This is a genomic window from Streptomyces sp. Mut1 (assembly GCF_030719295.1).
GTDB classification, from domain to species: domain Bacteria; phylum Actinomycetota; class Actinomycetes; order Streptomycetales; family Streptomycetaceae; genus Streptomyces; species Streptomyces castrisilvae.
Map to the genome: position 1 here is coordinate 4,057,544 of NZ_CP120997.1, position 23,277 is coordinate 4,080,820.

Consider the following 23,277-nt stretch of genomic DNA (forward strand, 5'->3'; position numbering starts at 1 on the left):
GGAAGAGCCATGCAGGACGCCCTGTGGAAGATGCCGGCCGCCGCGCAGGCGGAGGCTGTGCGCAGCGCAGAAGTCTCGGCTGTCGAACTGGTCGACAGCCACCTGGACCGGATCGCCGAGGTCAACCCGCGGGTGAACGCGGTCACACAGCTACTGGCGGAGCGCGCACGTGAGGCCGCGGCACGGACGGACCGTCGGCGGGCCGCCGGTGAAAGGCTGGGGCCACTCGCGGGCGTGCCTTTCACGGTGAAGGAGAGCACCGCGATCGAAGGCGTGCCGACCACGTTCGGCACGGCGCGCTTCCGTGATCTGGTGGCGTCGGCCGACGCGCCCCCGGTGGCACGGCTGCGCGCGGCGGGGGCCATCCCCATCGGGCACAGCAACATCCCCACCCTGATCCTGGCGGGGATGCACACGCGCAGCGAGCTGTTCGGCGACACGGTCAACCCGTGGGACCGCGGCCGGACCCCGGGCGGCTCCAGCGGGGGCGACGCGGTGGCCGTGGCCACGGGTATGGCGGCGCTCGGGCTCGGCAACGACTCCGGCGGGTCGGTGCGCATCCCGGCCCAGTTCTGCGGTGTGGCCGGGCTGAAGCCGTCCACGGGCCGGTTCCCCGCCGACCACCGCGTTCTCGGCCCGGAGGACCCCGGCCCGGCGTCCCAGATACTGGTCACCGACGGCCCGCTGGCCCGGAGCGTGGGCGACCTCCGGCTTGCTTACGAAGTGCTGGCCGGGACCGATCCGCGTGACCCGCGCGCCGTGCCGGTGCCCGCGTACGGCGAACCGCTCCCCGGGCGTGTGAAGGTCGCGGTCGTGGCGGACCCCGGCGGGCACGGCGTCCATCCCACGATTCGCGGAGCCGTCGCGACCGCGGCCGACGCACTCCGCGACGCCGGATACGACGTGCGCGAGGTGCGGGACGTGCCGCGGATGGACGAGGCCCTTGAGGCCTATGGCCGGATCACCGTGACCGAGTTCGCCCCGACCTGGCCGGTGGTGCGCAAGCTGCTCGGCAGCGGTGGGGACCGCTATATCGAGATGATGATGGAGCAGACCCCGCCCGCAGGCGCGGACGAGTTCATGAAGTTGATGGGCACCTGGATGAACATCCGCCGCTCATGGGCCGAATTCCTCGACGAATACCCGCTGTTGCTCGGCCCGGTCTTCACCGAGCCGCCGGTCGAGCCGGGGCTGGAGTCGCGTGACAGGCCGGGCAGGGACCGCGTCGGGTCGGGAATGCGTCTGTGCACCGTGACCAGCTTCGTGGGTGTCCCCGGTGTGGCCGTACCGACCGGGATGGCCGAAGGGCTCCCCTGCGGAGTGCAGATCGTCGGGCGCGCGTTCCGGGAGGACCTGTGCCTGTGCGCGGCCCAGGCGATCGAGGACCGGCTCGGAGTTCTCACACCAGTCGACCCGCGCGTGGGAGGCCGGGCTTGTTGAGCCCTTCGTGTCGTCCAGGAAGAAGCACGATCTGACACCGGTGTTCCTCAACCCCCACTCCAGGGGACGGACCGTTGCCGGATCGGCGACCGGCACCGTACCCGCGAAAAGTCGGTTGTACGCCCCATCCGGTCCTTATACGGTGTACAACTCGTTCCCTGTACACCGTATAAGAAGGTGTGGGGGCACCCGACCGACCGCAGGGAGTACGCATGACGGCGACCGACGCCGCGCAGAACAACCCGCTCGCCCGGCCGAGCCATCCGCAGCGCTGGCTGATCCTCGGCGTCATCTGCCTCGCCCAGCTGGTCGTGCTGCTCGACAACACCGTCCTCAACGTGGCGATCCCCTCCCTGACCAGGGAGTTGAACGCCTCCACCGCCGATGTGCAGTGGATGATCAACGCCTACTCGCTCGTCCAGTCCGGGCTGCTGCTCACGGCCGGAAGCTCCGCCGACCGCTACGGGCGCAAGAAGATGCTGATCGCGGGGCTCGCCCTGTTCGGCATCGGCTCCCTGGTGGCCGGGCTCGCCGGGTCGTCCGCCCAGCTGATCGCCGCACGGGCCGGCATGGGCGTCGGCGGGGCACTGCTGATGACCACCACGCTGGCCGTCGTCGTCCAGATCTTCGACGACGGCGAGCGGGTGAAGGCCATCGGCATCTGGTCGACCGTGAGTTCGCTCGGCTTCGCCGTCGGCCCGCTGATCGGCGGTGTCATGCTCGACCACTTCTGGTGGGGCGCGATCTTCCTGATCAACATCCCGGTCGCCGTCATCGGCCTGGTCGCCGTGGCCCGGCTGGTCCCCGAGTCGAAGAACGCGAGCGGTGAGCGCCCCGACCTGCTGGGCGCGCTGCTGTCCACCATCGGCATGGCCGCCGTCGTGTACGCGATCATCTCGGGCCCCGGGCACGGCTGGACCTCGGGCCGGGTGCTGCTGACCGCGTTCACCGGGGTCGCTGTCCTCACCGGCTTCGTGCTGTGGGAGCTGCACATCCCGTACCCGATGCTGGACATGCACTTCTTCCGCAACCAGAAGTTCGTCGGGGCGGTCGCGGGCGCGGTCCTGGTCGCCTTCGGGATGGGCGGCTCGCTCTTCCTGCTCACCCAGCAGTTGCAGTTCGTCCTCGGCTACGGCCCGCTGGAGGCCGGGCTGCGCACGGCCCCGCTCGCCCTGAGCGTCGTCGCCCTCAACCTCACCGGACTCGGCGCCCGCCTGGTCCCCAGGCTCGGCACCCCGCTCACCATCGCGTCCGGCATGGGCCTGCTCGCCGTGGGGCTGGCCTCGATCGCCCTGCTCGGCGGCGACGGCTACGGCGGCATGCTGCTCGGCCTGCTCGTGATGGGCGCCGGGATCGCGCTCGCCATGCCCGCCATGGCCAACGCGATCATGAGCGCGATCCCACCCGAGAAGGCCGGGGTCGGCGCGGGCGTCAACGGCACGCTCGCCGAATGCGGCAACGGCCTCGGGGTCGCCGTACTCGGCGCGGTCCTCAACTCCCGGTTCGCCGCGCTCGTCCCGTCCGCCGTCGGTGCCGCCTCACTGCCCGCCGCCCTGGCCGCCGCGGCCGGCGAGGAGGAGCGGGCGCGGATCACGGACGCGTTCTCCTCGGGCCTGGAGACCAGCATGCTCGGCGGAGCGGTGGCCGTCCTGGCCGGCGGTCTGCTGGCCGCTCTCCTGCTGCGCCGGGCCGAGCGGGGAGAATCGGACCGGGCCGACCCGGCCGCGACGGCGGCATAGCATCAGTCGGGACCACCGGACCGCGTGCCTCCGTTTCGGGGTACGCGGTACGGGGCCGGTCCGTCCGTCCCGCCGGTGAGACGAGGGAGTGCGCCATGGTGTCCGCGGCCGACCGAGTGAAGAACCCTGCCAGGACCAGCGTGTGGCTGAACACCCGGCCGCCCTCCCGCTCCCGCAGGACGGCCCAGCCGGCCGGCCTCGACCGGGAGAGGATCACCGCCGCCTCGGTCCGGCTGCTGGACGCCGAGGGCCTCGCGAAGTTCTCCATGCGCCGGCTGGCCGCCGAGCTGAACGTGACCGCGATGTCCCTCTACTGGTACGTCGACACCAAGGACGACCTGCTGGAACTGGCCCTCGACGCGGTCTACAGCGAGATCGGGCCACCGCCCGCGGACGACCCCTGGCAGGACCGGCTGCGCGCGGTGGCCACCGCCTACCGCACGCTGCTGGTCCGGCACGCCTGGGTCTCGCCGCTCGCGGGCAAGTTCCTGAACCTCGGGCCGCATTCGCTGCTGGTGACCCACACCATCCAGGACGTGATCCGCTCGACCGGCCTGCCCCTGGAGGGCCGCAGCGGCGCGCTCGCCGCGGTCTTCCAGTTCGTGTACGGATTCGGCACGGTCGAGGGCCAGTTCGCGCAGCGCAGCGCGGAGGCGGGACTCACCCAGGACCAGTACTTCCGGCAGGCGATGTCCGCGGTCGGGGAACAGCCCGAGCTGGACGAGTTCGTGGAGGACTCGCGGGACCTCATGGCCGCGCGCGGCGGCGTGGCCATCGAGGAGATGCGCGACCGGGACTTCACCTTCGCGCTGGACCTGCTGATCGCGGGCATCGACGTGATGCGCGAACGGGCCGAAGGGGAGCGGTCCCACGCGGAACGGGCTCAGTAGCCCCGTGCCGTGTCCACGGTGAGCGGCGGCACGCGCCCGGCCCTCAACTCCCGCAGGCACGCCGTGAAGTCGGTGACGATGTCGTCGTCGGCCGTGATGCCCGACGAGTGCGAGGTGATCACCGTACGCGGCAGCCGCCAGCACGGATCACCGGGCGCGGCCGGCTCGTCGGGCAGCACGTCCAGCACCGCCCGCCCCACCGCCCCCGAGCGCAGCGCCCCCTCCAGCGCCCCCAGTTCGACGGTCGCGCCCCGCCCCACGTTGAGGAACGTCGCCCCGCCCATCGCGGTGAACCGGTCCGCCCCGAAGTACCCGGCCGTCTCCGCGGTCAGCGGGAGCGCGGCGACCACCCAGCGGGCGGCCACCGGTTCGTCCGGCGCGGCGAGCGCGTCGAAGCCGGGCGGCGGTTCGCGCGGGGTGCGGGCCACGCCCACCGTCCGGATGCCGCAGGCCCGCAGCCGCGCGGCGACGGCGGAGCCGATCCGGCCGATGCCGTGCACGACGGCGGTCTGTCCGGCGACGAGCTCACCGGGGATACGGCGCCACTCGGCGCGGGCGTGCAGGGCGGTGTACTCCGGGACCGACTGGCACTCGGCGAGGATCCAGCCGAGGACGTACTGCGCGATGCGCTCGCCCATCCGGCCCACCGTCCGGGTGAGCAGCGCGGTGCGCGGCCACGGCCCGCCGTCCAGCAGGGCGTCCGTGCCGGCGTTCACGCTGTGGAACCAGACCAGGTCCGCCCCGCGCGGCGCGTCGGGCAGCGAGGCCCCCACGTAGACGTAGGGGCCGTCGCCGGGGGTACCGCGTTCGACGGGCCGGGCCGTGGCCCTTGCCAGGCCCCGCGCGGCGGTCTCGCTCACCTCGGGCCCGGCGAGGAGCCGGGCCCGGCCCAGCAGGGCGGGGGAGATCACGGGGCGAGGTGGGCGGGGAAGCCGCCCGTGGCGACCGGGCCCCAGCGCTCCGGGGTGATCCGGATGATCGACTTGCCCTGCTTCAGCATCGCCGCCCGGTACTCGTCCCAGTCGGGGTGCTCGCCGGAGATGTTCCGGAAGTACTCCACGAGCGGCTCGACCGAGTCCGGCGCGTCGATGACCTCGGCGGATCCGTCGATCTGGACCCAGGGTCCGTTCCACTCGTCGGACAGCACGATGACGCTGACCCGCTCGTCGCGCTTGGCGTTGCGGGTCTTGGCGCGCTCGGGGTACGTGGAGACGACGATCCGGCCGGCGTCGTCCACGCCGCAGGTGAGCGGGGAGCCCTGGGGGCGGCCGTCGGCCCGGGTGGTCAGCAGGATCGCCCGGTGCCGGGGCCGCACGAACGCCAGCAGGTCGTCGAGTTCCACGGCGGTGTTGGTCGCGATGTTGGGTGCCATGGAACCGACCTTACGACCGGGGAGCGTCAGACGGCGGGCAGGGAATCGCCCTGTACGGCCTGGACGTCCAGCTCGATGCGGAGTGTGGTGCCGATCGCCGAGATGCCGGCCTGGACCACCTGGTTGTAGTTCATGGCGAAGTCCTCGCGGTGCAGCTCGGCCGTCGCGCTGAAGGCGGCGCGCACCCCGCCCCACGGGTCGGGGCCGGTGCCGAGGTAGCTCAGGTCGAGGTCGATGGGCCGCTCGACGCCGCGCAGGGTCAGCTTGCCGTGCACGGTCCAGCGGTCGGGCCCGGCCGGGGTCAGCCCGCTGGAGCGGTAGGTGATCTCGGGGAACCGGTCGGCGTCCAGGAAGTCGGGCGAGCGCAGGTGCTTGTCCCGCATGCCGTTGTCGGTGTCGATGCTCGCCGCGCTGATCACGGCGTCCACGCGGGAGTTCTGGACGTCCTGTGCGATCTCGACGCGCCCGGAGAATTCGGTGAACCGGCCGTGCACGCTGGAGATCCCCAGGTGCTGCGCGACCGCCCCGACCGAGGAGTGCGCCGGGTCCAGCGACCAGGTGCCCGGCGGCGGCAGCTCCACGCCGCCCTGGCGGTTCAGCACGACCGTCCCGGCCTCGACCCGGCCGCTCGCCGTGACGAGGGCCGTGGAGGCGGCGGGGGCGTACCCGACCGCCGTCACGATCACCGTGTACGCGCCCGCGGACAGCGGGGTCTCGGCGCGTACCGCCCCGGCCTCGTCGGCGGCGGCGCGCAGCACCTGCGTGCCGGTCATGTCGGTGACCGTCACGACCGCGTGCTGGACGGCCCAGCCGTCCCGCGTCCGTACCTGTGCGCGAAGTCCCATCCCGTTCTCTCTCTCCTTGCTCAGTGGCCCGCCCGGTCCCCGGGCCGGGCCACTCAATGAGTCGGGCCCCGGGGCGGGGGCGGCAGGCCGTCCCCTGCCTGCCGTCCCCGCCACCGGGGCCCATTTCCACCGGCCGGTGCGGCGCCTCCGCTCGAAACGCCGCCCCCGCCAGGGGTCTTGTGGGTCCGTGGGGTATGCCCCGGACCGCTCGGGTTACTCGCCCGTCCTACTCACCGGGGTGGGCGAGCTCGATGTCGTGGCCGTCGACCCCGTGACCGGCCACGGTCAGGGCGCCGGCCACCGGCGGGTAGCCGGTCGCGATGACCGAGTACTCGCCCGCGTCCAGGTCGGCGAAGGCGTACGCCCCGTCCTCCCCGGTCGTCGAGTTGGCGATCACGTTGCCGGCCGCGTCGACCAGCGTGACCCGGGCGTCCGGCAGCGGGCGGCGGCTCGCACCGGCCCGCACGATGCCCTGGACCAGCGCACCGGCCCGCAGCGCGGCGTCGACCCGGGTGATCCCCTGGCCGCCGATCTCGACCGGCAGGGCCAGCGGGCGGAATCCGGCCGCGTTGACCGCGACGGTCACCGCACCGGGGACCAGCTCACCGAAGGTGAAGTCGCCCGTCTCACCGGACTTGCCGGTGGCCAGCACGTCGCCGCGCACATCGGTCACGATGACCATGGCGTCCGCGACCGGTGTGCCGCTCTCGGCGGCCCGCACGATGCCGGCGAGGCCGCTCGTACCGGAGAGCAGGATGTCGTACGCCAGCGGCTCCTCGCCGACGACCACGGTGGAGGCCTGCGGCTGGAAGCCGTCGGCGGACGCGATCAGCACGTACGAACCGGCGCCCGGGGCGTCCAGGGTGTATCGGCCGTCGTCCTGTGCGGCGGCGATGCCCAGCTGACGGCCGCCGAGCGAGATCAGCGTGACGGCGGCCCGGCCGACGGGAGCGCCTTCGGCGCCGCGCACCACACCGTGGATGGCGGTGCCGCTCTTGGCGAAGTCCACCGGGGCGTCCGCGACCGTGCCCTCGGCCGTGTCCACCGCGGTGACTCCGGCGGCTCCCTCGGCGACGGCCTCGGCCGTACCCGCGGGGACTCCGGCGAGCGCCTCGGCCTTGTCGGGGGTGTCGTTGCCGGCCCTCGTCCTGAGCGCGACCTCCTTGATGAAGATCGTGATCAGGAAGGAGACCAGCGCGGCCGGAGCGGCGTACAGGAAGACGTCACCGACGCCGTGCCCGTAGGCGGCCTCCACGACCGTACGGAAGGCCGGGGGCAGCTTGTCCAGGTCGGGGATTCCCCCGCCGCCGGTGCCGCCGTGGCCCAGGGCCGCACCCTCGGGACCGAGGTCCGCCAGGCCGGTCTTGACGTAGTGGGTGACGCGGTTGGCCATGACGGCGCCCAGCGCCGAGACACCGATCGCACCACCGAGGGAACGGAAGAACGTGACGACGGAGCTGGCCGAACCGAGGTCGGACGGGTCCACCTGGTTCTGCGTGGCGAGCACCAGGTTCTGCATCATCATGCCGATGCCGAGACCCATGACGAACATGTAGACGGCGATGTGCCAGTACGTCGTGTCGTAGCGGATCGTGCCGAGCATGCCCAGGCCGGCGGTGACCAGGAAGCCACCGCTGACCAGCCAGGCCTTCCAGCGGCCGGTCTTGGTGATGATCTGGCCGGAGACGGTCGAGGAGAGGAACAGACCGCCGATCATCGGGATCGTCATCACACCGGACATCGTCGGCGACTTGCCGCGCGCCAGCTGGAAGTACTGGCTGAAGAAGACGGTGCCGGCGAACATCGCGATGCCGACGAACAGCGAGGCGAGCGAGGCGAGCGTGATGGTCCGGTTGCGGAAGAGCCGCAGCGGGATGATCGGCTCGCTGGCACGGGACTCGGTGAAGACGAAGACCAGGGTGAGCAACACGGAGCCCGCGAGCATCACGCCGGTCTGCCAGGACATCCAGTCGTACTTGTCGCCCGCGAACGTCACCCACAGGAGCAGCAGCGAGACGGCGGCGCTGATGAAGAACGCGCCGGTCCAGTCGACCTTGACCTCGCGCTTGACGACCGGGAGCTTCAGGGTCTTCTGGAGCACGATGAGGGCGATGACCGCGAACGGCACACCCACGTAGAAGCACCAGCGCCAGCCCATCCAGCTGGTGTCGGTGATGACACCGCCGAGCAGCGGGCCGCCGACGGTGGCGACGGCGAAGACCGCGCCGATGTAGCCGCTGTAACGGCCGCGCTCGCGCGGGGCGATCATCGCGGCCATCACGATCTGGGCGAGCGCGGAGAGCCCGCCGACGCCGATGCCCTGCACCACACGGCAGACGATCAGCATGCCGCTGCTGGTCGACAGACCGGCGACGACCGAGCCCGCGACGTAGATGAGGAGTGCTATCTGGACCAGCAGCTTCTTGCTGAACAGGTCGGAGAGCTTGCCCCACAGCGGGGTGGTCGCCGTCATCGCCAGCAGCGAGGCCGTGACGACCCAGGTGTAGGCGCTCTGGCCGCCGCCCAGGTCGGAGATGATTTCCGGCAGGGCGTTGGAGACGACGGTGGACGACAGGATCGCGACGAACATCCCGAGCAGCAGCCCGGCGAGTGCTTCCATGATCTGCCGGTGTGTCATCGGCGTGCCGTCGGAGGCGTCGTGCCCTCCGTGCTTGGCGTGGCCGCCCCGCACACCACTTGGTGTGGTCGTAGCCATTTAAGTCCTTGTCCTTGCTTCTGTTACACGGGTGTACGGGTGTACGAGTCGTCCTGGCTGTCGGCCTGACGCGAGCGGCAGTCACCGCTGTGCTTCCCCGGGGCGCATCCTCCGGCGCCGCGGCAGGAGAAGCTGTCGCGCAGGCGGGCCAGCAACGTGATGAGCTGTCCGACCTCGTCGTCGGACCAGTCCTGAAGGTGACTGGCGAACATCTCGGTCGACCGTCGGTAGAGCTCGTCGAGCATTCCGTCCCCGGCGGGGGTCAGCCGCAGGATGCGGGAGCGTTTGTCCGCCGGGTCGGGGAACCGTTCGATCCAGCCGCGTTCCGTCACATGGGCGACGTGCCGGCTGGTCACCGACATGTCGACCGACAGGAGCTCGGCCAGCCGGCTGATCCGCATCTCCCCGTGCCGCCTCAGCAAGGTCAGCACGGCGGCGGACCCACCGGGGCACTCGGCGGGAAGGATGCGGGCGAGACCTCGCTTGACGGCTCCGATGGCGCTCAGCTGACGGGCCAGTTCTTCGTACTGACTCCGTTCGGCCACGGAACCCCCAGACGTCTCACCGGTCATCTTGTTGCTTAGGGCAACCATAGAAGCCGTTGGTTGCTGCAGGCAAACGAAAAGGGGCTTGCTGGAGTAAAGGAACGCAAAAGGCTGCGTAGGGTGCTGGTCAAACCCGCAGGGTCTGCGGTAGTGGGGCGTCGGGTGTGTCGCGCGCCACAGGGGTGGTGGATCGGGAGGCGGAGCCCGGGGGTTGGGCCGTTCGGCCGAGTTCGCTAGTGTCCTGCGACATGGCACACAATCCCCACGCACCGCAGGGTCCCGAGGGCTCCCACGACCCGGCCGGCAGCACCCAGATGTTCCGCGCCTTCGTCGACGAGGGCGAGCCGCAGCGCCGGCAGCAGCCCGCGGCCGTCTCCGCCTCCTCTTCCGGGCCGAGGACCGGCCTGATCGTCGGGATCGTCGCGGTGGTCATCGTGCTCGGCGCGGTCGCCTGGCTCGCATTCGGCTGACCGGTCCCCAGCTCCTCGTCCCTCGTCACTTCCAGGCGGCGGTGACGTCCCGGGTCTCGACACGCATACCCAGGGGCACCCGCCAGGCGTCCACACAGACGGTGTACGTCTTCTTCCGCGCCGCTCCCGCGTCGATCGGCGCGGGCAGCGGCGCTGTCGATTCCAGGGTCGCCCAGTCGACCCCCAGCCCGCCGATGACATGCGTGGCGAAGGTGACGGTCCCCGACCGCACGGGCACCCCTCCGCTGTTACGGAACTCCACGGTCACCTTCTCGCACCAGCGGTCGTCCGCCGCCGCCCGCACGGGCGCGCCCACATGGAGCACGGCGGGGCCGGTGGGCGCGGTGGGGCTGGTGGGGTCCGTGGGTCGGGACGGGCTCGCGGGGTCAGTGGTGCCGGGGGTGCCGTGCGGGGGTGCTGTGGTTCCCGTGGCCGGTGCGGCGGGTGAGCCGGACGGTCCGGGTGAGCTGGTCGTACGGCCGGCGGCGGACCCGGAGGCGGACCCCGGGCCACCGGGGTGCGCCCTGTCCGTGCCCCCGCCCCTGCTCGCCCCCGGCGACGGACTCGCGCCGCCGTCCCCCTTCGTACCGCTCCGGGCCCCGTCCAGCGGGATCAGCGTGACGCCGTCCGAGGGCGCGACGGCCCCCGAAGGCCCTCGACCCGGCCCCGTGGCGGCCGCGCCGAGCGCCGTATAGCCGTCGTCGCCGCCACCCGCCCCGCCGCAGCCCGCCAGCGCGCCGCCCAGGAACAGCACGGCCGCCGAGGCTGTGAGCAAGGCGCCTCGGCGGCCGGCGGTGACGCGTGTCTGACGTCGCATCGCGCCAGTGTGCCTGACGCACCGTCAGTTATGAACCCCTGCGGTCCGGTTCCGGTTCGTCGTCCGGTTCAGTCGGCGATGAGCCCTTCCCTGAGCTGGGCGAGGGTGCGGGTCAGCAGGCGCGAGACGTGCATCTGGGAGATGCCGACCTCCTCGCCGATCTGCGACTGGGTCATGTTGGCGAAGAACCGCAGCATGATGATCTGCCGTTCACGCGGCGGGAGTTTGGCCAGCAGCGGCTTGAGCGACTCGCGGTACTCGACGCCTTCCAGCGCCGCGTCCTCGTAGCCCAGCCGGTCGGCCAGCGAGCCCTCGCCGCCGTCGTCCTCGGGGGAGGGCGAGTCGAGCGAGGAGGCGGTGTAGGCGTTGCCCACGGCGAGGCCGTCGACGACCTCCTCCTCGGAGACGCCGAGCGCCTTGGCCAGCTCCGGGACGGTCGGGGAGCGGTCGAGCTTCTGGGCGAGCTCGTCGCTGGCCCGGGTCAGGGCGAGCCGCAGCTCCTGGAGCCGGCGCGGCACGCGCACCGACCACGAGGTGTCGCGGAAGAACCGCTTGATCTCGCCGACGACGGTGGGCATCGCGAACGTCGGGAATTCGACGCCCCGTTCGCAGTCGAATCGGTCGATCGCCTTGATCAGGCCGATCGTGCCGACCTGGACGATGTCCTCCATCGGTTCGTTGCGGCTCCGGAACCGCGCCGCGGCGTAACGCACCAGCGGCAGGTTGAGCTCGATCAGTGTGTCCCGCACATAGGCGCGCTCCGGAGTGTCGGTTCCCCCGGGGCCCGGAGCGGGCCCCAGTGCGGCGAGCCGCAGGAACAGGGAGCGGGACAGCGTGCGGGTGTCGATGGCTTCCGGCGAGCTGGTGAGCGCAACGGGTGCGGGAGCGCTCTTGGTGAGCGTGAGCACCTTCGAGCTGCCCTGTTCTTCGGACATGCCACCCCCTTGAGGTCGCGGACGGTCGCGGTGGCCACGACCATCGGAGGAACGCAGCCTCCACCTGAATACCGGAGGCGGGGCTGCGGCAAACGCGCTTCCCGCAGAATGTCACATGTCGGCAACACGCTGTAGTGACTTGTCGACAAGTCAAGGGGGAGTCTGTGCAGTTAACAAGGGGTGTGAGGCTTTTGGCTGACGGGAAACGCCCCGAGGACGGTCTACCCGTTCGAGCTACGCTTCGATCCTGTTTGCTGACCGAAGTCGAGCGAAACTTCGGGCCAGGAGCCTTGACACGTGCATCTGGGAGACACCCAGTTCGGCACTGATCTGCGACTGAGTCAGGTTGCTGTAGTACCGCAGCAGCAGGATGCGCTGCTCGCGCTCGGGCAGTTGTACGAGCAGATGCCGGACCAGGTCCCGGTGCTCGACGCCCGCAAGGGCCGGGTCCTCGTAGCCGAGGCGGTCCAGGAGTCCGGGCAGCCCGTCGCCCTCCTGGGCCGCCTCCAGCGAGGTGGCGTGGTACGAGCGGCCGGCCTCGATGCAGGCCAGCACCTCCTCCTCGGAGATCTTCAGCCGCTCGGCGATCTCCGCGGTGGTGGGGGAGCGCCCGTGAGCCGTCGTCAGGTCCTCGGTGGCGCCGGTGACCTGGACCCACAGCTCGTGGAGCCGGCGGGGTACGTGGACGGTGCGCACGTTGTCCCGGAAGTACCGTTTGATCTCGCCGACCACGGTGGGCATGGCGAATGTCGGGAACTGGACGCCGCGTTCGGGGTCGAAGCGGTCGATCGCGTTGATCAGGCCGATGGTGCCGACCTGGACGACGTCCTCCATCGGCTCGTTGCGGCTGCGGAAGCGCGCGGCGGCGTACCGCACGAGGGGGAGGTTTGCCTCGATCAGTGCGGTCCGCACCCGGTCGTGCTCCGGGGTGCCCGGTTCGAGGCCCTTGAGCCGGCCGAAGAGCACCTGGGTGAGCGCCCGGGTGTCCGCGCCCCGCGACCTGGCGGGCGTGACCGTCTCGTCCGGGGTCTCGGTCTCGATCTCGATCGTCCGCACCGCGCCCGGTGCCTGGGCCGACCCGGCCGGCGGCACCGTCGGCGCCGCCTGGTGGGCCGGCGCCGCCGGAGGGGTGGCCTGGGCCGGTTGATGGGTCTGGGGAGGCACTTGAGGCGCTGTACTGGCCGGCACGGTGACGCCACCCCTTCGCGGTCAACTTCGGTCAATTCATCCGTCAAAAGCGGTCATAGCATCACAAGACATGACCACTATGTGCAAGCACCCCATAGCGCCGTGTTGACCCGGCCTTGGTTTAAAACGTCTCGCCATGGCCTCATCACAAAGAAAAGCCCCTCACCGGCACGGTGAGGGGCTCGCAGGGCCGAAGCCGTCAGAACGGGTAGTCGGCGATCACCCAGGTGGCGAACTCGCGCCACTGGCCGGCGGCCGCCTGATGGTCCGGATGCTCGACGTAGCGCTTCAGCGCGGCCTCGTCGGCGACGGCGGAGTTGATGGCGAAGTCGTACGCGATCGGCCGGTCCGTGATGTTCCAGGCGCACTCCCAGAACTCCAGCTCGGGGACCTTGCCCGCCAGGTCCCGGAACGCCTGGGCACCCGCCACGACCCGGGGATCGTCCCGCTCGACGCCGTCGTTCAGCTTGAACAGGACCAGATGGCGGATCACGCGGTACTCCTAATTGACCAGCTCGGACATGAAGTCGCCGACGCCCTTGGCGGCGTCCGAAACGCCCTCGAACCCTACTTGGACCAGATCCGCGGCCCGCTCCGGGGACGTGATGATCGTGTAGAGCACGAACACGACAAGCACGTAGAGGGCTATCTTCCTCGCTTGCACCATCAGCCCCTGACTCCCCTTCGCTCCCCTGTGCGGTCGGGCGAGTCTATCCGTACGCATGCCCGTATCCGCTGGCTGTTTGCGATCGCTTGCCGAGGACCGGGGTGCGTACGGGACCGCGGCTCGAGGACCAATGACCCATTGATCGGGGCCCTTGGTCCGCTCACGTGGGGCCCGCGGCGCGCGACAATGGAGGTGAGCCCCGCGGGTCCGACGGATGCCGGGGGGCCGGGGAACAGGGCCCTTCCGTGGGACCCATGCCGTGGCCTCCCCCGACCGCGGCAAGGACCGGCAGGACCTGTCTCCCGGGGAAGCGGCTTCGTCCCCCCGATGCCGCTTCCCCTCTCCCTTCCTTACCGGCCTACTTCTCGGCCTGTTTCCTGGCCTTGTCGCCCAGCGCGTCGTAGAGGTCCCGCCTGCTGATCCCGAACGGGCGGAGCACCGTGCTCAACGTCCGGGCGGTGACCCCCTGTTCGACCAGGAGCGGGAGCAGGGGCCGCAGATCGACGTTCCACGCGGCCCGCTCCGGCGGTGCCAGGACGAACACGCCCTCGTCGTCGCTCCCGAACGACTCGACGGCCTCGGGGAGCGGCAGCCACGTCACCCCGTGCCCGAGGTCGGGCCGGCCGTCCGGAACGGCGATCCGCCGCTCACCGAAGGACCCGGCCAGCACCTCGCCGAGCACCCCGAGGTCCGCGCCCGTCGTCCGGAACACCACGGGGACCGCCGCCGAACGCAGCAGGTCCGCGCAGGGTGCCCCGGCGAGCGCCCGCCGGTCGACCCGGCCGAGCCCGACCGCGGGAGCGACCGGCAGCCCCGCCGCCAGCAGCGCCGGTACGGTCCCGGTCGCATCGCCCAGCACCTCGAACCGGGCCCCCAGCCCGGCCGCCTCGGCCAGCCACGCACCGGCCGCCTGGGAGCGGCCCTCCAGCGGGCCCGAGGTGACCGCCGCGACGACCCCGCCCTCGGCCAGGGCCGTCCGCGCGTCGTCCGGCACGCGCGCGGCGTCCAGGTCCACCGAGGCCGCCGCCGCCCGCCACAGCAGCCCGGTCCGCCCCTGCGGCTCCGGCTGGTCCCGGCGGTTCACGAGCACGAGCGGCTGACGCGGCCCCGCCTCGGTGAGCGTCAGGGTCACCTCGTTCGCCGGGTCGGCCAGCGCGGCGACGAACTCCGGGCCGAGCGCGCTCGCCACCAGCGTGCTGCGGACCGCGAAGGTGTCCGGCGAGCCGTGGTCGCTGCGCCTGAGGACCAGCCGGTCGGTCACCGCGTGGTGCGGGTTGACCACGGCGGTGCCGGTCGCCACGTGCGGCCCGGCCGCGAGCCGGACGGCGACCGGCCCGCGCAGCAGGGCCAGCTCCCGGCCGTCGAGGGCGGCGCCGACACCGATGACACAGGTCGCCCGGGGCGTGATGTCCTGCTCGCCGGTGATCTCCAGGGTCTTGGCGTGGGTCGCGCGGACGTTCTCGTGGCCCCTGGCGTGGATCTTCATGGCCTACTCACGGCTAGGTGTGCTGTCCCGTTCTTCCGATTGGTCATGGTAACCTGCGCGCCCTCTCGCGGAGTTAGCGGAGTTAACGGTATGCGGCGCCCGCGTAGACTCATCGGCATGTTCGAACATCTCCGCCATAAGCCGGGCTCTTCCTTGCTCCGTAAGCGTGAGCTCGTCATCGCTTGCTCGGCATTCCGCAGCCGCGTCAATCTGTCGAGTGTGGTGCGCACGGCGGGATGCTGCGGAGTGGAGAAGATCATCGCGTGCGGCAACGCGAAACTCGACCCGAAGATCGCCCGGGACGGTGCCGAGCACGTCGAGATCGAAATGCGCAGGAGCCTTCCTCCGGTACTGAAGAAGATGCGCGAGGACGGTTACACGATCATCGCGCTCGAACAGGCCACGCATTCCAAGAGCCTGCACGAGATCAGCTTCCCCCGTAAGTCGGTCATCGTCCTCGGGAACGAGCGCACCGGCCTCAAGGAGGACGAACTCGCGTGCGTGGACGAGTGCGTGGAAATCCCGGTCTGGGGCTTCCCGCACAGCTACAACGTCGCGACGGCCGGCGCCATGGCCATGTACGAGTACTGCAAGCAGTTCCCGACCGGCTGACGCCCGCCCCGGCGGTTCACTGCCCGGCTTCGGCGGGCCCCTCCGCGTCCGCCCCGGCCGCGACGGCCGTCAGCGTGGCGATGACCTCGGTGCTGGCCGCGTCCAGCCTGCGGGCCCACGACGACGAGACCGCCGCCGCCTCCTCGGCCCTGGTGAGCTGGAAATCGGTGACCTTCCACCCGCACGCGAGGGCTTTCGCGGACAGCACCTCGTCCACGTACGGGCGGGTCAGTTCCGGAAGGCCCTGGATGTCGCGGGGCACCGGTTCGCGCCAGATGCTGGTGCCGACCGTCGCGGTGAGCGGCGCATTCGGCTTGGCCACCGACCGCAGCCCGCTCCAGATGTCCTCGTCCCCGCGCACCAGGCCGTGGAGCAATTTCCCCCAGGGCATCAGGACCAGCAATTCATCGGCGGCCCCCAGCAGCTCGTCCGGGGCGTTCTCGACCGAGGAATTCACCAGCAGCAGATTCGGTACGCCGCCCTTGGCGGGCTTCCGCCGGCTGCGAATGCTCGTCTGTGTCATCCGCTGCCACGCCGGGTCCACTCCCACGACCAGCCAGGAGGGATTCTCCTTGGCGATGCGGTAGGACGCCCGTGCGTCGCCCGTCCCGACGTCCACGACGACCCGGGAGCTTGCCTCGACCAGCTGCTGGAATTCCCCGTCGGAGGCCTTTTCCAGCTTCTTGCCTCGCACGATCTGCATCACGGCCAGTGCTTTCTTGTCGTGGCTCCGCAAGCGTTCACCCGCGCCGAGCCGTCTGTCTCGTACGGACCGCGCGGCGACGGCCGGCCCGTGCGCCGCCCCGGGCATGATCCCCCAGCGCCGGTCCCCTTGACCAACCGGCTCCGGGCGCCCGGCATCCGGCGCCCGGACACACGCAAAACCGCCCCCGACCCGTTCGCACGGTTCGGAGGCGGTTTCTCTGCTGGCGGTAGCGGTGGGATTTGAACCCACGGTGAGTTTCCCCACACTCGCTTTCGAGGCGAGCTCCTTCGGCCGCTCGGACACGCTACCGAGAGAGAGCTTAGACCATGTCGGCCGTCCGCCGAAATCCGATACCGGACAGCACTTCGCGGACGGCCCGGGGCAGGTCAGCGGTCGCGGAAGAAGGCCGTCAGCAGGGCCGCGCAGTCGGCTTCCAGGACGCCGGGGATCACCTCGGGCCGGTGGTTGAGGCGCCGGTCGCGCACGAGGTCCCAGAGCGAGCCGGCGGCGCCCGCCTTCTCGTCCCGCGCCCCGTAGACCACCCGTCCCACCCGGGCCTGCACCAGGGCGCCCGCGCACATCGTGCAGGGCTCCAGGGTGACGACCAGGGTGCAGCCGGACAGCCGCCATTCACCGAGCGCGGCGGCGGCCCGGCGCAGCGCCAGGACCTCGGCGTGCGCGGTCGGGTCGCCGGTCGCCTCGCGTTCGTTGTGGCCCGTGGAGAGCGGCGCCCCGTCCGGGCCGAGGACGACGGCGCCGACCGGTACGTCACCGGTCGCCGCCGCGTGGTCCGCCTCGGCCAGGGCGCGGCGCATGGCCGCCCGCCACGGGTCCCGCACCGGATCGTGCGGGTGGTTCGGGTCGTACGGGTGGGGTGCTTCGGTCACCCGCGGACCCTAACGGACGGTCTCCAGGACCTCGGCCGCTCCCAGCGCGTCCGCGATCTCCGCCAGGGCGTCCGTCCGCAGCATCAGCAGCTCGGCCTCGGGGAGCCCGAGGTCGGACAGCACTCCGGTGTCACCGACCGGACCGGCCGGGACGACACCGGCGCCCGGCCCGTCCTCGTCGTCATCGTTGTTGTTGTCGGCAGTGTGCGGCTCGCCGTCCTCCGTACCGTCGAGGCCGACGAGCTCCTCAAGGGCGGCGATCGTGTCCTCGGCCCCTGGTTCGCGGCCGAGCAGCTCATCGGTGAGCAGGATCTCCCCGTACGAGGAGCGTGAGGCGGCGGAGGCGTCCGAGATGTAGATCCGGGGGTCCTCCTCACCATCGACCCGGACGACGCCGAACCAGGCGTCCTCCTGCTCGATGAATACGAGCACCGTGTCCTCGTCGACCGAGGCCTCACGGGCCAGATCCGTCAGGTCGGACAAGGTCTCCACATCGTCGAGCTCCGTGTCGCTCGCTTCCCACCCGTCTTCGGTGCGCGCGAGCAGTGCGGCGAAGTACACCGTGACTCTCCCACTGGTCTCGGGGCCAAGGGCCGGTCCGGCGGGAGGGCAGTCGGTGGTCCGGCTGCCCCTGTGTCCCGCCCATCGGAATCGTGGCAGAAACCATGGCCTCGCGAGAGCAGTTCGGCCGTTGAGTCGGCCATCAGTTCTCCCGGCCACCGTCACCAGGGGGTTTTCCGCAGGCCGGAGGGCTACCAGCGGAACGTGCGCATCCGCATCGCCTGGCGCATTCGGGCGGCTTTGACACGGCGTGGCTGGACCCGGTCGCGCAGCGCCTTCGCCTCATGGAGCTCGCGGAGGAACTGGGCGCGTCGCCGGCGGCGCTGTGCGTCGGTCTCCGGCTCGTCCGGCGCGTCCGGCGTGTCCCCGGAGGCCCTGCCCGGCTCCTCGGCGCTCTGCGTCCCGTCGGCCATCGGCTCGTCACCCCCAAGGCTGGCTACGTCGCTGGGTCCGTACGCCACCACCTTCCCTCCGAACGTGCGGATGATGCCAGCGCACGGGTACGGGAGCCGCGGCTACTGTGGAGTCATGCGGATCCACGTCGTCGACCACCCGCTGGTCGCGCACAAACTCACCACCCTGCGCGACAAGCGCACCGACTCCCCGACCTTCCGGCGCCTCGCCGACGAGCTGGTGACCCTGCTCGCGTACGAGGCCACCCGCGATGTGCGCACTGAACAGGTCGACATCGAGACCCCGGTGACACCCACCACCGGCGTGAAGCTGTCGCACCCCCGCCCCCTGGTCGTGCCGATCCTGCGGGCCGGTCTCGGCATGCTCGACGGCATGGTCCGGCTGCTGCCGACCGCCGAGGTGGGCTTCCTCGGCATGATCCGCGACGAGGAGACGCTCCAGGCGTCCACCTACGCGAGCCGGATGCCGGACGACCTCTCCGGCCGCCAGGTGTACGTCCTGGACCCGATGCTGGCCACGGGCGGCACGCTCGTCGCGGCCATCCGGGAGCTGATCAAGCGCGGTGCGGACGACGTCACCGCGGTCGTGCTCCTCGCGGCCCCCGAGGGCGTCGAGGTGATGGAGCGCGAGCTCGCCGGGACCCCGGTGACCGTGGTCACCGCCTCGGTCGACGAGCGGCTCAACGAGAACGGCTACATCGTGCCGGGCCTCGGCGACGCGGGCGACCGCATGTACGGCACCGCCGACTAGGTCCCGCAGGTCCCATTTGATCCACCCGGGCCGCGCCCCGGCGGTGTCCTCAGCAGGAGGACGGCGCCGGGGCCGGCTTCGTCAGGGCGGTCAGCGCGGAGGCGGCGGCCTGCGGCTTGCTGAACGCCTTGAACTGCGTCCCGATGATCAGGTCGACCTCCCCGTTCTTCCGGGTGTCGGTCTTGGTCAGGGCCCCCGGCAACTGGGTCCCGAGCACCGGGAACGATCCGTCGACGGCGGCCGGGGCGCCCAGCAGGAGTCCTGGCCCCGGGACCTTCTTGTCGTAGGCGGCGGTGGCGTTCCCCACCTCGCCGATCTTGAAACCGCGCTTCTTCAGCTCATCGGCGGCCGCCTTGGCGAGACCGCTGCGCGGGGTCGCGTTGTAGACGTTGACCGTGATCTTCGCGGGCCGCGGCAGCACCTTGGCGGGCGCCGAGGGCTTCGGCGACGGGCACTGCGTGCGATCGGCGGCGCTGGCCGTCTTGTCGCCGCCCGTGAAGACATCGATGAGCTGCAGCGTGCCCCATCCGGCCAGCCCGAGGGCGACCACGGAGGCGATGGCGGCGAGGACCAGTCTGCTGCGGCGGCGGGGGCGCCGCATACGGGGGTACTTGTCACCCGTGATGCGGTACTTTCCGCCCATGCCTGGGGGAGTGAGCATGCTCATGGGCGCAGCGTAGTGCGACCCGGTGATGATGCCTACTAAATGATCAATCGATCGCACCCGTCCGGGTGGGAAAACACCCGAACGAACCCCGTACGGGCCGGGCGCGTGTGCTAACCGAGTTCGAGCACGCGGGCGTGCAGCACCTGGCGCTGCTGGAGCGCGGCACGGACCGCGCGGTGCAGCCCGTCCTCCAGATAGAGGTCGCCCTGCCACTTCACGACGTGCGCGAACAGGTCGCCGTAGAACGTGGAGTCCTCGGCGAGGAGGGTTTCGAGGTCCAGCTGGCCCTTGGTGGTCACGAGCTGGTCCAGGCGGACCGGGCGCGGCGCGACGTCCGCCCACTGCCGGGTGCTTTCCCGGCCGTGGGCGGGATAAGGCTGCCCATTTCCGATGCGCTTGAAGATCACACGGAAAGCCTACCGGGCAAGGGCCACCGCCCGCAGCCATGGGCGCCACCGCACTGCGGGCAGCGACGCCACACAACAACGGCATATAGGACCGCATTCCGGAATTGCGGGGAGGGGCGGGCCGTCGCTCACCGGATCTTCGCCGCCGCCTTCGCGGCCTTGGCGGCCTGTTTGGCCTCCTGCTTGTACGCGCGGACCTCGGCGAGCGACTCCGGTCCGGTGATGTCGGCGACCGACCGGTGCGAGCCCTCCTCCCCGTACGGCCCCGCCGCCTCCCGCCAGCCCGGCGGCCGGACACCGAACTGCTTGCCCAGCAGGGCGAGGAAGATCTGCGCCTTCTGCGTGCCGAACCCGGGCAGCGCGTTGAGGCGCCTGCGCAGCTCCGCCCCGGTCGCGGCGTCGCGCCACACCGCCGCCGCGTCACCGTCGTACTGCGCCACCAGGAACTGGCACAGCTGTTGCACCCGCTTGGCCATCGAGCCGGGGTAGCGGTGCAGCGCGGGTTTGGTGGTGAACAGTTCGGTGAACGCCTCCGGGGCGTACGTGGCGATCTCGTGCGCGTCCAGATCGTCCTTTCCCATGCGCTGCGCGAGGGCGTACGGCCCGGCGAACGCCCACTCCATCGGCACTTGCTGATCCAGCAGCATGCCCACCAGGGCGGCGAGCGGACTGCGTGCGAGAAGCTTGTCCGCCGCCGGCTCCTGGGCGATCCGGAGGGTGATGTCTCGGCCTGCGTCGCTGTTGGTCATGGGCCGAATCATGGCGAGCACGGGAGGCGACGGCCAGCACAACCACCGCCGACGGACCGGTTTGCAGCCGTTTGCCGCTGTGCCGGTCACCCTCGGCCGGCGACGGGCGTTCAGGTCCGCACGGGTGTCCGGTCCGTCGCCGCCTCCGTGGCCGGGTCCGGGGCCGGCTCGGTGGCCGGTGCCCGGCGGGTGGTGCGGCGGTCGGCCTGCGCGAGGTGGGCGATCACATGCGAGTGAAAGCGGTCCACGGCGTTGTCGACACTGCGGATGAAACCGGACTCGGCGTTGCCGCGCGTGGCGCCCATGCCCTTGAACAGGGAGAGCCGGAATCCCGTGATCCGGCTGCCGTCCCGGGGGAGCACGTCGCCCGGTTCCGGACGGAGGCGCTCCAGCGTGCCGCGCGGCCCGCTCTGGCCCTCGACCAGCGTCTCGACGTGCAGATCGGCGGGCGCCTCCGCCAGCTGCCGCATCAGACGCTTGGCCGACGTCAGCGGGTAGGCCCCCTCGGGCACCGGGATCTCCACCGAGGTGCGCAGCTTCCCGGTCCGCAGGTCGGCGACGATCGTGATCGTGCCGGGCGAGCCGTCGACGCGCAGCTCGGCGGCGAGGCGCCCCTCCTCGCACAGCCGGTCGGCGAGCGCCGCCCGCCGCGAGAGGGCCGTGGAGCCGCGCTGGGTGCGCTGGACCGGCAGCGCCTTCTGGCCCAGCTCACCGCCGAGGCGCAGACAGACCTGCCGGATGAGCCGCTCCCAGCTCTCCACGACCTCCACCGCACGCGGGTCGCCCTGGCTGAGGGTCTCCTCGTCGATGCCGTTGCGCACGGGCACCCAGGACGGGCCCATGTTCTGGAAGCCGTGGCAGCCGGAGTTCTCGTGCTGGAGGTAGTGCAGGAGCTCCTGGAGGAGCCAGGCGTGTGCGGCGTTGCCGACGCCCTCGTGCCGGATCAGCATCTGCGCCTGGTGCGCGACCTCGGCCCAGGACAGGTGCCGCAGCGCGACCTTGTGCTTGCGCCGCCCGTCGGTCTTGACCTCGACCAGCGGGCTGCCCTCCAGGGCCACGTCGTTGGACAGCGTGATCACGGCCTCGTAGCCCCGGCGCGCGGCGATGTCCATGTAGTTCTGGACCTGCTCCGTCCTCAGGGCGTTCCCGTTGGTCTTCGTCTCCACGAGGGCCGTCCACAGCTTCCCCGCCCGCTCCACCCGGATCACCCCGTCGGGGCGTTTGGGGGTCTCGCCGTGCGGGAGCGAGACCTCGGTGAAGGTCTGCATGCGCCCGGCGGGCGCCCCGAACGCGGCGGTCAGCCGGCGGCCGAACTCCGGCACCTGCGCCATCACCGACAACAGCACGGAGGTCGCCCGTACCTCCCGCTCCTTGTCGCTCTTGAGGTTCGAGGCGGGGAACAGCCGCGCGGCCCGCCAGGCGTCGTTCTCGGCGAGCGACTTCGTGGCGACGGCCGGCAGCGTCACCTTCTTCTTCGCGGTGCGGGGCCCACGCGCCCGCTTGGGCGCGGCAGGCGCGGCCGGCCGCGTTTCCTGCGCTTCCCGCGTCTGCTGCGCGGGTACGGCGGGGGCCGACGGCGGTACGGGTGCCTCGGGCCGCTCCGCGGCGGGGAGGTCCGTGTCCGTGGCGCCGGCGGCTTCCTCGCCGTTCGTGGCGCCCTCCGCCTCGCCCTCGTCGTCCACATCGATGCCGAAGTCGGTGGCGAGCCCCGCGAGGCCGGTCTCGTACCCCTGGCCGATGGCCCGGTACTTCCACTCCGTACCGCGCCGGTACAGCTCGCCGAAGATGAAGGCGCTCTCCACCGAGGCGTCGGTGATCGAGAAGCCGAGCAGCGCCTCGCCCGAACGGTCGGCGACGGTCATCCGCAGGTCGTCCAGCTCGCCGAAGCGGGAGCCGCCGTACCGGCTCGCGGCGACGACCAGGCGTTCGACGTCCTCGGGGACGGCGGTCAGGTCGAGGCCTATGCGGTCCTCGCTGCCGCTGTCGGTCGGCGTCTTGCCGAGCAACTGCACGCTGCCGTCGGCGGCGGCCGGATTGTTGTAGTAGAAGAAATCGGCGTCGCCGCGCACCTTGCCGTTGCCGTCCAGCAGGAGCACGGACACGTCCGCGTCGCCGTCCCCGGCGGTGCTGCTCCAGCTCAGGCCGACGACGACCGAACCGGCGTCGTCGCTCAGGTCCGCCAGCCCGACGTTGGCGCCCTTGGTCATCTCTCGCATGCTGTCCCCCCAGACGCGCGGCCGCGTCGGGTCCCCGCCCTGGCAACGGCAGCAAAGTTGATCCGTGACACAGCGCAACTCGCCGCACACGGGAGAACCGTATCGCCCGCATGGACGGCAAGTGAAGGAATCGTGAACTCCGAATGCGCCCCGCACGCGTCGGGCGTTCCCGTCCCGCCGATATTCGGGACCGCGCGT

25 protein-coding genes and 1 tRNA gene are annotated in these 23,277 nt (G+C 71.4%); 6 read left to right on the forward strand and 20 right to left on the reverse strand.

From position 1 onward, the window contains the following. Window positions 1-9: 9 nt before the first annotated feature. The 3 genes from P8A18_RS17345 to P8A18_RS17355 all read left to right on the forward strand — a co-directional run bounded on the left by P8A18_RS17345 (window position 10) and on the right by P8A18_RS17355 (window position 4,069). Window positions 10-1,440 carry an amidase gene (locus P8A18_RS17345; protein ID WP_306055728.1) on the forward strand — a complete coding sequence of 477 codons (1,431 nt, stop codon included), beginning with the start codon at window positions 10-12 and terminating at the stop codon, window positions 1,438-1,440. A gap of 212 nt (window positions 1,441-1,652) precedes the next feature. Then, window positions 1,653-3,179, forward strand: a complete 1,527-nt coding sequence (locus P8A18_RS17350) for an MFS transporter (RefSeq protein ID WP_306055729.1) — start codon at window positions 1,653-1,655, stop codon at window positions 3,177-3,179. 95 nt (window positions 3,180-3,274) lie between these two features. Next, window positions 3,275-4,069, forward strand: coding sequence for a TetR/AcrR family transcriptional regulator (locus tag P8A18_RS17355; protein ID WP_306055731.1), 795 nt, complete (start codon window positions 3,275-3,277; stop codon window positions 4,067-4,069). Here P8A18_RS17355 and P8A18_RS17360 read toward each other — a convergent pair. From P8A18_RS17360 to P8A18_RS17380, 5 genes are all read right to left on the reverse strand, one after another. Beyond that, the gene (locus P8A18_RS17360) at window positions 4,063-4,980 is read right to left on the reverse strand and encodes an NAD(P)-dependent oxidoreductase (RefSeq protein WP_306055732.1); all 918 of its coding nucleotides are present in this window, start codon (window positions 4,978-4,980) and stop codon (window positions 4,063-4,065) included. The two genes, P8A18_RS17355 and P8A18_RS17360, sit on opposite strands and share 7 nt — an antisense overlap. Further along, window positions 4,977-5,441: a PPOX class F420-dependent oxidoreductase gene (locus P8A18_RS17365; protein ID WP_018554046.1), complete on the reverse strand. Its 465-nt coding sequence runs from the start codon at window positions 5,439-5,441 to the stop codon at window positions 4,977-4,979. The genes P8A18_RS17360 and P8A18_RS17365 overlap by 4 nt, the downstream gene beginning before the upstream one ends. Window positions 5,442-5,467: 26 nt before the next feature. After that, entirely contained in the window at window positions 5,468-6,286 is an 819-nt protein-coding gene (locus P8A18_RS17370; protein WP_306055733.1) for a YceI family protein, read from the reverse strand. A 226-nt stretch (window positions 6,287-6,512) separates the two neighbouring features. Further along, window positions 6,513-8,924 carry an MFS transporter gene (locus P8A18_RS17375; RefSeq protein WP_511101560.1) on the reverse strand — a complete coding sequence of 804 codons (2,412 nt, stop codon included), beginning with the start codon at window positions 8,922-8,924 and terminating at the stop codon, window positions 6,513-6,515. A gap of 101 nt (window positions 8,925-9,025) precedes the next feature. After that, a complete protein-coding gene (locus P8A18_RS17380; protein WP_306055736.1) occupies window positions 9,026-9,547 on the reverse strand; it encodes a MarR family winged helix-turn-helix transcriptional regulator in 522 nt (173 codons plus the stop codon). A gap of 248 nt (window positions 9,548-9,795) precedes the next feature. On the opposite strand from P8A18_RS17380, the gene P8A18_RS17385 reads away from it, so the two are divergent. Beyond that, window positions 9,796-10,017, forward strand: a complete 222-nt coding sequence (locus tag P8A18_RS17385) for a hypothetical protein (RefSeq protein WP_306055738.1) — start codon at window positions 9,796-9,798, stop codon at window positions 10,015-10,017. A gap of 25 nt (window positions 10,018-10,042) precedes the next feature. Here the strand turns inward: P8A18_RS17385 and P8A18_RS17390 are convergent, their stop codons facing one another. From P8A18_RS17390 to P8A18_RS17415, 6 genes are all read right to left on the reverse strand, one after another. Continuing rightward, window positions 10,043-10,834, reverse strand: a complete 792-nt coding sequence (locus P8A18_RS17390; protein WP_306055739.1) for a hypothetical protein — start codon at window positions 10,832-10,834, stop codon at window positions 10,043-10,045. A gap of 68 nt (window positions 10,835-10,902) precedes the next feature. Beyond that, the gene (locus P8A18_RS17395; protein ID WP_306055741.1) at window positions 10,903-11,769 is read right to left on the reverse strand and encodes an RNA polymerase sigma factor SigF; all 867 of its coding nucleotides are present in this window, start codon (window positions 11,767-11,769) and stop codon (window positions 10,903-10,905) included. A gap of 234 nt (window positions 11,770-12,003) precedes the next feature. Next, window positions 12,004-12,957, reverse strand: a complete 954-nt coding sequence (locus P8A18_RS17400) for an RNA polymerase sigma factor SigF (protein ID WP_371933684.1) — start codon at window positions 12,955-12,957, stop codon at window positions 12,004-12,006. A gap of 199 nt (window positions 12,958-13,156) precedes the next feature. Continuing rightward, window positions 13,157-13,450: a Dabb family protein gene (locus tag P8A18_RS17405; protein WP_306055743.1), complete on the reverse strand. Its 294-nt coding sequence runs from the start codon at window positions 13,448-13,450 to the stop codon at window positions 13,157-13,159. Between the two features lie 9 nt (window positions 13,451-13,459). After that, window positions 13,460-13,624, reverse strand: a complete 165-nt coding sequence (locus P8A18_RS17410; RefSeq protein WP_018554055.1) for a hypothetical protein — start codon at window positions 13,622-13,624, stop codon at window positions 13,460-13,462. A gap of 358 nt (window positions 13,625-13,982) precedes the next feature. After that, on the reverse strand, window positions 13,983-15,110 hold the full coding sequence (locus P8A18_RS17415; protein WP_306055745.1) for a DUF371 domain-containing protein: 1,128 nt from the start codon (window positions 15,108-15,110) through the stop codon (window positions 13,983-13,985). Between the two features lie 117 nt (window positions 15,111-15,227). Here P8A18_RS17415 and P8A18_RS17420 point away from each other — a divergent pair, with 117 nt between their 5' ends. Beyond that, window positions 15,228-15,722 carry a TrmH family RNA methyltransferase gene (locus P8A18_RS17420; RefSeq protein ID WP_306055746.1) on the forward strand — a complete coding sequence of 165 codons (495 nt, stop codon included), beginning with the start codon at window positions 15,228-15,230 and terminating at the stop codon, window positions 15,720-15,722. A 16-nt stretch (window positions 15,723-15,738) separates the two neighbouring features. On the opposite strand, the gene P8A18_RS17425 is transcribed toward P8A18_RS17420, so the two are convergent. From P8A18_RS17425 to P8A18_RS17445, 5 genes are all read right to left on the reverse strand, one after another. Then, window positions 15,739-16,425 carry a class I SAM-dependent methyltransferase gene (locus P8A18_RS17425; protein WP_306055748.1) on the reverse strand — a complete coding sequence of 229 codons (687 nt, stop codon included), beginning with the start codon at window positions 16,423-16,425 and terminating at the stop codon, window positions 15,739-15,741. Window positions 16,426-16,649: 224 nt separating this feature from the next. Beyond that, a tRNA-Ser gene (locus tag P8A18_RS17430) sits at window positions 16,650-16,737 on the reverse strand. A gap of 77 nt (window positions 16,738-16,814) precedes the next feature. Then, window positions 16,815-17,315 (reverse strand): tRNA adenosine(34) deaminase TadA, encoded by a 501-nt coding sequence (gene tadA / locus P8A18_RS17435; protein WP_306055749.1) that lies wholly within the window; start codon window positions 17,313-17,315, stop codon window positions 16,815-16,817. 9 nt (window positions 17,316-17,324) lie between these two features. Then, window positions 17,325-17,876, reverse strand: a complete 552-nt coding sequence (locus P8A18_RS17440) for a tRNA adenosine deaminase-associated protein (RefSeq protein ID WP_306055751.1) — start codon at window positions 17,874-17,876, stop codon at window positions 17,325-17,327. 191 nt (window positions 17,877-18,067) lie between these two features. Beyond that, entirely contained in the window at window positions 18,068-18,289 is a 222-nt protein-coding gene (locus P8A18_RS17445; RefSeq protein ID WP_026250076.1) for a hypothetical protein, read from the reverse strand. A 115-nt stretch (window positions 18,290-18,404) separates the two neighbouring features. On the opposite strand from P8A18_RS17445, the gene upp reads away from it, so the two are divergent. Further along, the gene (gene upp / locus P8A18_RS17450; RefSeq protein ID WP_018554062.1) at window positions 18,405-19,040 is read left to right on the forward strand and encodes a uracil phosphoribosyltransferase; all 636 of its coding nucleotides are present in this window, start codon (window positions 18,405-18,407) and stop codon (window positions 19,038-19,040) included. Window positions 19,041-19,089: 49 nt separating this feature from the next. On the opposite strand, the gene P8A18_RS17455 is transcribed toward upp, so the two are convergent. The 4 genes from P8A18_RS17455 to P8A18_RS17470 form a co-directional block, all read right to left on the reverse strand. Beyond that, the gene (locus P8A18_RS17455; protein WP_306060967.1) at window positions 19,090-19,683 is read right to left on the reverse strand and encodes a LytR C-terminal domain-containing protein; all 594 of its coding nucleotides are present in this window, start codon (window positions 19,681-19,683) and stop codon (window positions 19,090-19,092) included. A gap of 134 nt (window positions 19,684-19,817) precedes the next feature. Beyond that, the gene (locus tag P8A18_RS17460) at window positions 19,818-20,114 is read right to left on the reverse strand and encodes a type II toxin-antitoxin system VapB family antitoxin (RefSeq protein ID WP_018554064.1); all 297 of its coding nucleotides are present in this window, start codon (window positions 20,112-20,114) and stop codon (window positions 19,818-19,820) included. Between the two features lie 128 nt (window positions 20,115-20,242). Next, entirely contained in the window at window positions 20,243-20,863 is a 621-nt protein-coding gene (locus tag P8A18_RS17465) for an HhH-GPD-type base excision DNA repair protein (protein WP_018554065.1), read from the reverse strand. Between the two features lie 110 nt (window positions 20,864-20,973). Next, window positions 20,974-23,079, reverse strand: a complete 2,106-nt coding sequence (locus P8A18_RS17470) for a TerD family protein (protein ID WP_306055752.1) — start codon at window positions 23,077-23,079, stop codon at window positions 20,974-20,976. Window positions 23,080-23,277: the final 198 nt, after the last annotated feature.

What these genes read in the sequence shown, in the direction of transcription:
- P8A18_RS17345 (WP_306055728.1), top strand. Translation starts at nt 10, where the DNA reads ATGCAGGACGCCCTGTGGAAGATGCCGGCCGCCGCGCAGGCGGAGGCT.
- P8A18_RS17350 (WP_306055729.1), top strand. Translation starts at nt 1,653, where the DNA reads ATGACGGCGACCGACGCCGCGCAGAACAACCCGCTCGCCCGGCCGAGC.
- P8A18_RS17355 (WP_306055731.1), top strand. Translation starts at nt 3,275, where the DNA reads ATGGTGTCCGCGGCCGACCGAGTGAAGAACCCTGCCAGGACCAGCGTG.
- P8A18_RS17365 (WP_018554046.1), bottom strand. Translation starts at nt 5,441, where the DNA reads ATGGCACCCAACATCGCGACCAACACCGCCGTGGAACTCGACGACCTG.
- P8A18_RS17370 (WP_306055733.1), bottom strand. Translation starts at nt 6,286, where the DNA reads ATGGGACTTCGCGCACAGGTACGGACGCGGGACGGCTGGGCCGTCCAG.
- P8A18_RS17375 (WP_511101560.1), bottom strand. Translation starts at nt 8,924, where the DNA reads ATGACACACCGGCAGATCATGGAAGCACTCGCCGGGCTGCTGCTCGGG.
- P8A18_RS17385 (WP_306055738.1), top strand. Translation starts at nt 9,796, where the DNA reads ATGGCACACAATCCCCACGCACCGCAGGGTCCCGAGGGCTCCCACGAC.
- P8A18_RS17390 (WP_306055739.1), bottom strand. Translation starts at nt 10,834, where the DNA reads ATGCGACGTCAGACACGCGTCACCGCCGGCCGCCGAGGCGCCTTGCTC.
- P8A18_RS17395 (WP_306055741.1), bottom strand. Translation starts at nt 11,769, where the DNA reads ATGTCCGAAGAACAGGGCAGCTCGAAGGTGCTCACGCTCACCAAGAGC.
- P8A18_RS17410 (WP_018554055.1), bottom strand. Translation starts at nt 13,624, where the DNA reads ATGGTGCAAGCGAGGAAGATAGCCCTCTACGTGCTTGTCGTGTTCGTG.
- P8A18_RS17415 (WP_306055745.1), bottom strand. Translation starts at nt 15,110, where the DNA reads ATGAAGATCCACGCCAGGGGCCACGAGAACGTCCGCGCGACCCACGCC.
- P8A18_RS17420 (WP_306055746.1), top strand. Translation starts at nt 15,228, where the DNA reads ATGTTCGAACATCTCCGCCATAAGCCGGGCTCTTCCTTGCTCCGTAAG.
- P8A18_RS17425 (WP_306055748.1), bottom strand. Translation starts at nt 16,425, where the DNA reads ATGCAGATCGTGCGAGGCAAGAAGCTGGAAAAGGCCTCCGACGGGGAA.
- P8A18_RS17445 (WP_026250076.1), bottom strand. Translation starts at nt 18,289, where the DNA reads ATGGCCGACGGGACGCAGAGCGCCGAGGAGCCGGGCAGGGCCTCCGGG.
- upp (WP_018554062.1), top strand. Translation starts at nt 18,405, where the DNA reads ATGCGGATCCACGTCGTCGACCACCCGCTGGTCGCGCACAAACTCACC.
- P8A18_RS17455 (WP_306060967.1), bottom strand. Translation starts at nt 19,683, where the DNA reads ATGGGCGGAAAGTACCGCATCACGGGTGACAAGTACCCCCGTATGCGG.
- P8A18_RS17465 (WP_018554065.1), bottom strand. Translation starts at nt 20,863, where the DNA reads ATGACCAACAGCGACGCAGGCCGAGACATCACCCTCCGGATCGCCCAG.
- P8A18_RS17470 (WP_306055752.1), bottom strand. Translation starts at nt 23,079, where the DNA reads ATGCGAGAGATGACCAAGGGCGCCAACGTCGGGCTGGCGGACCTGAGC.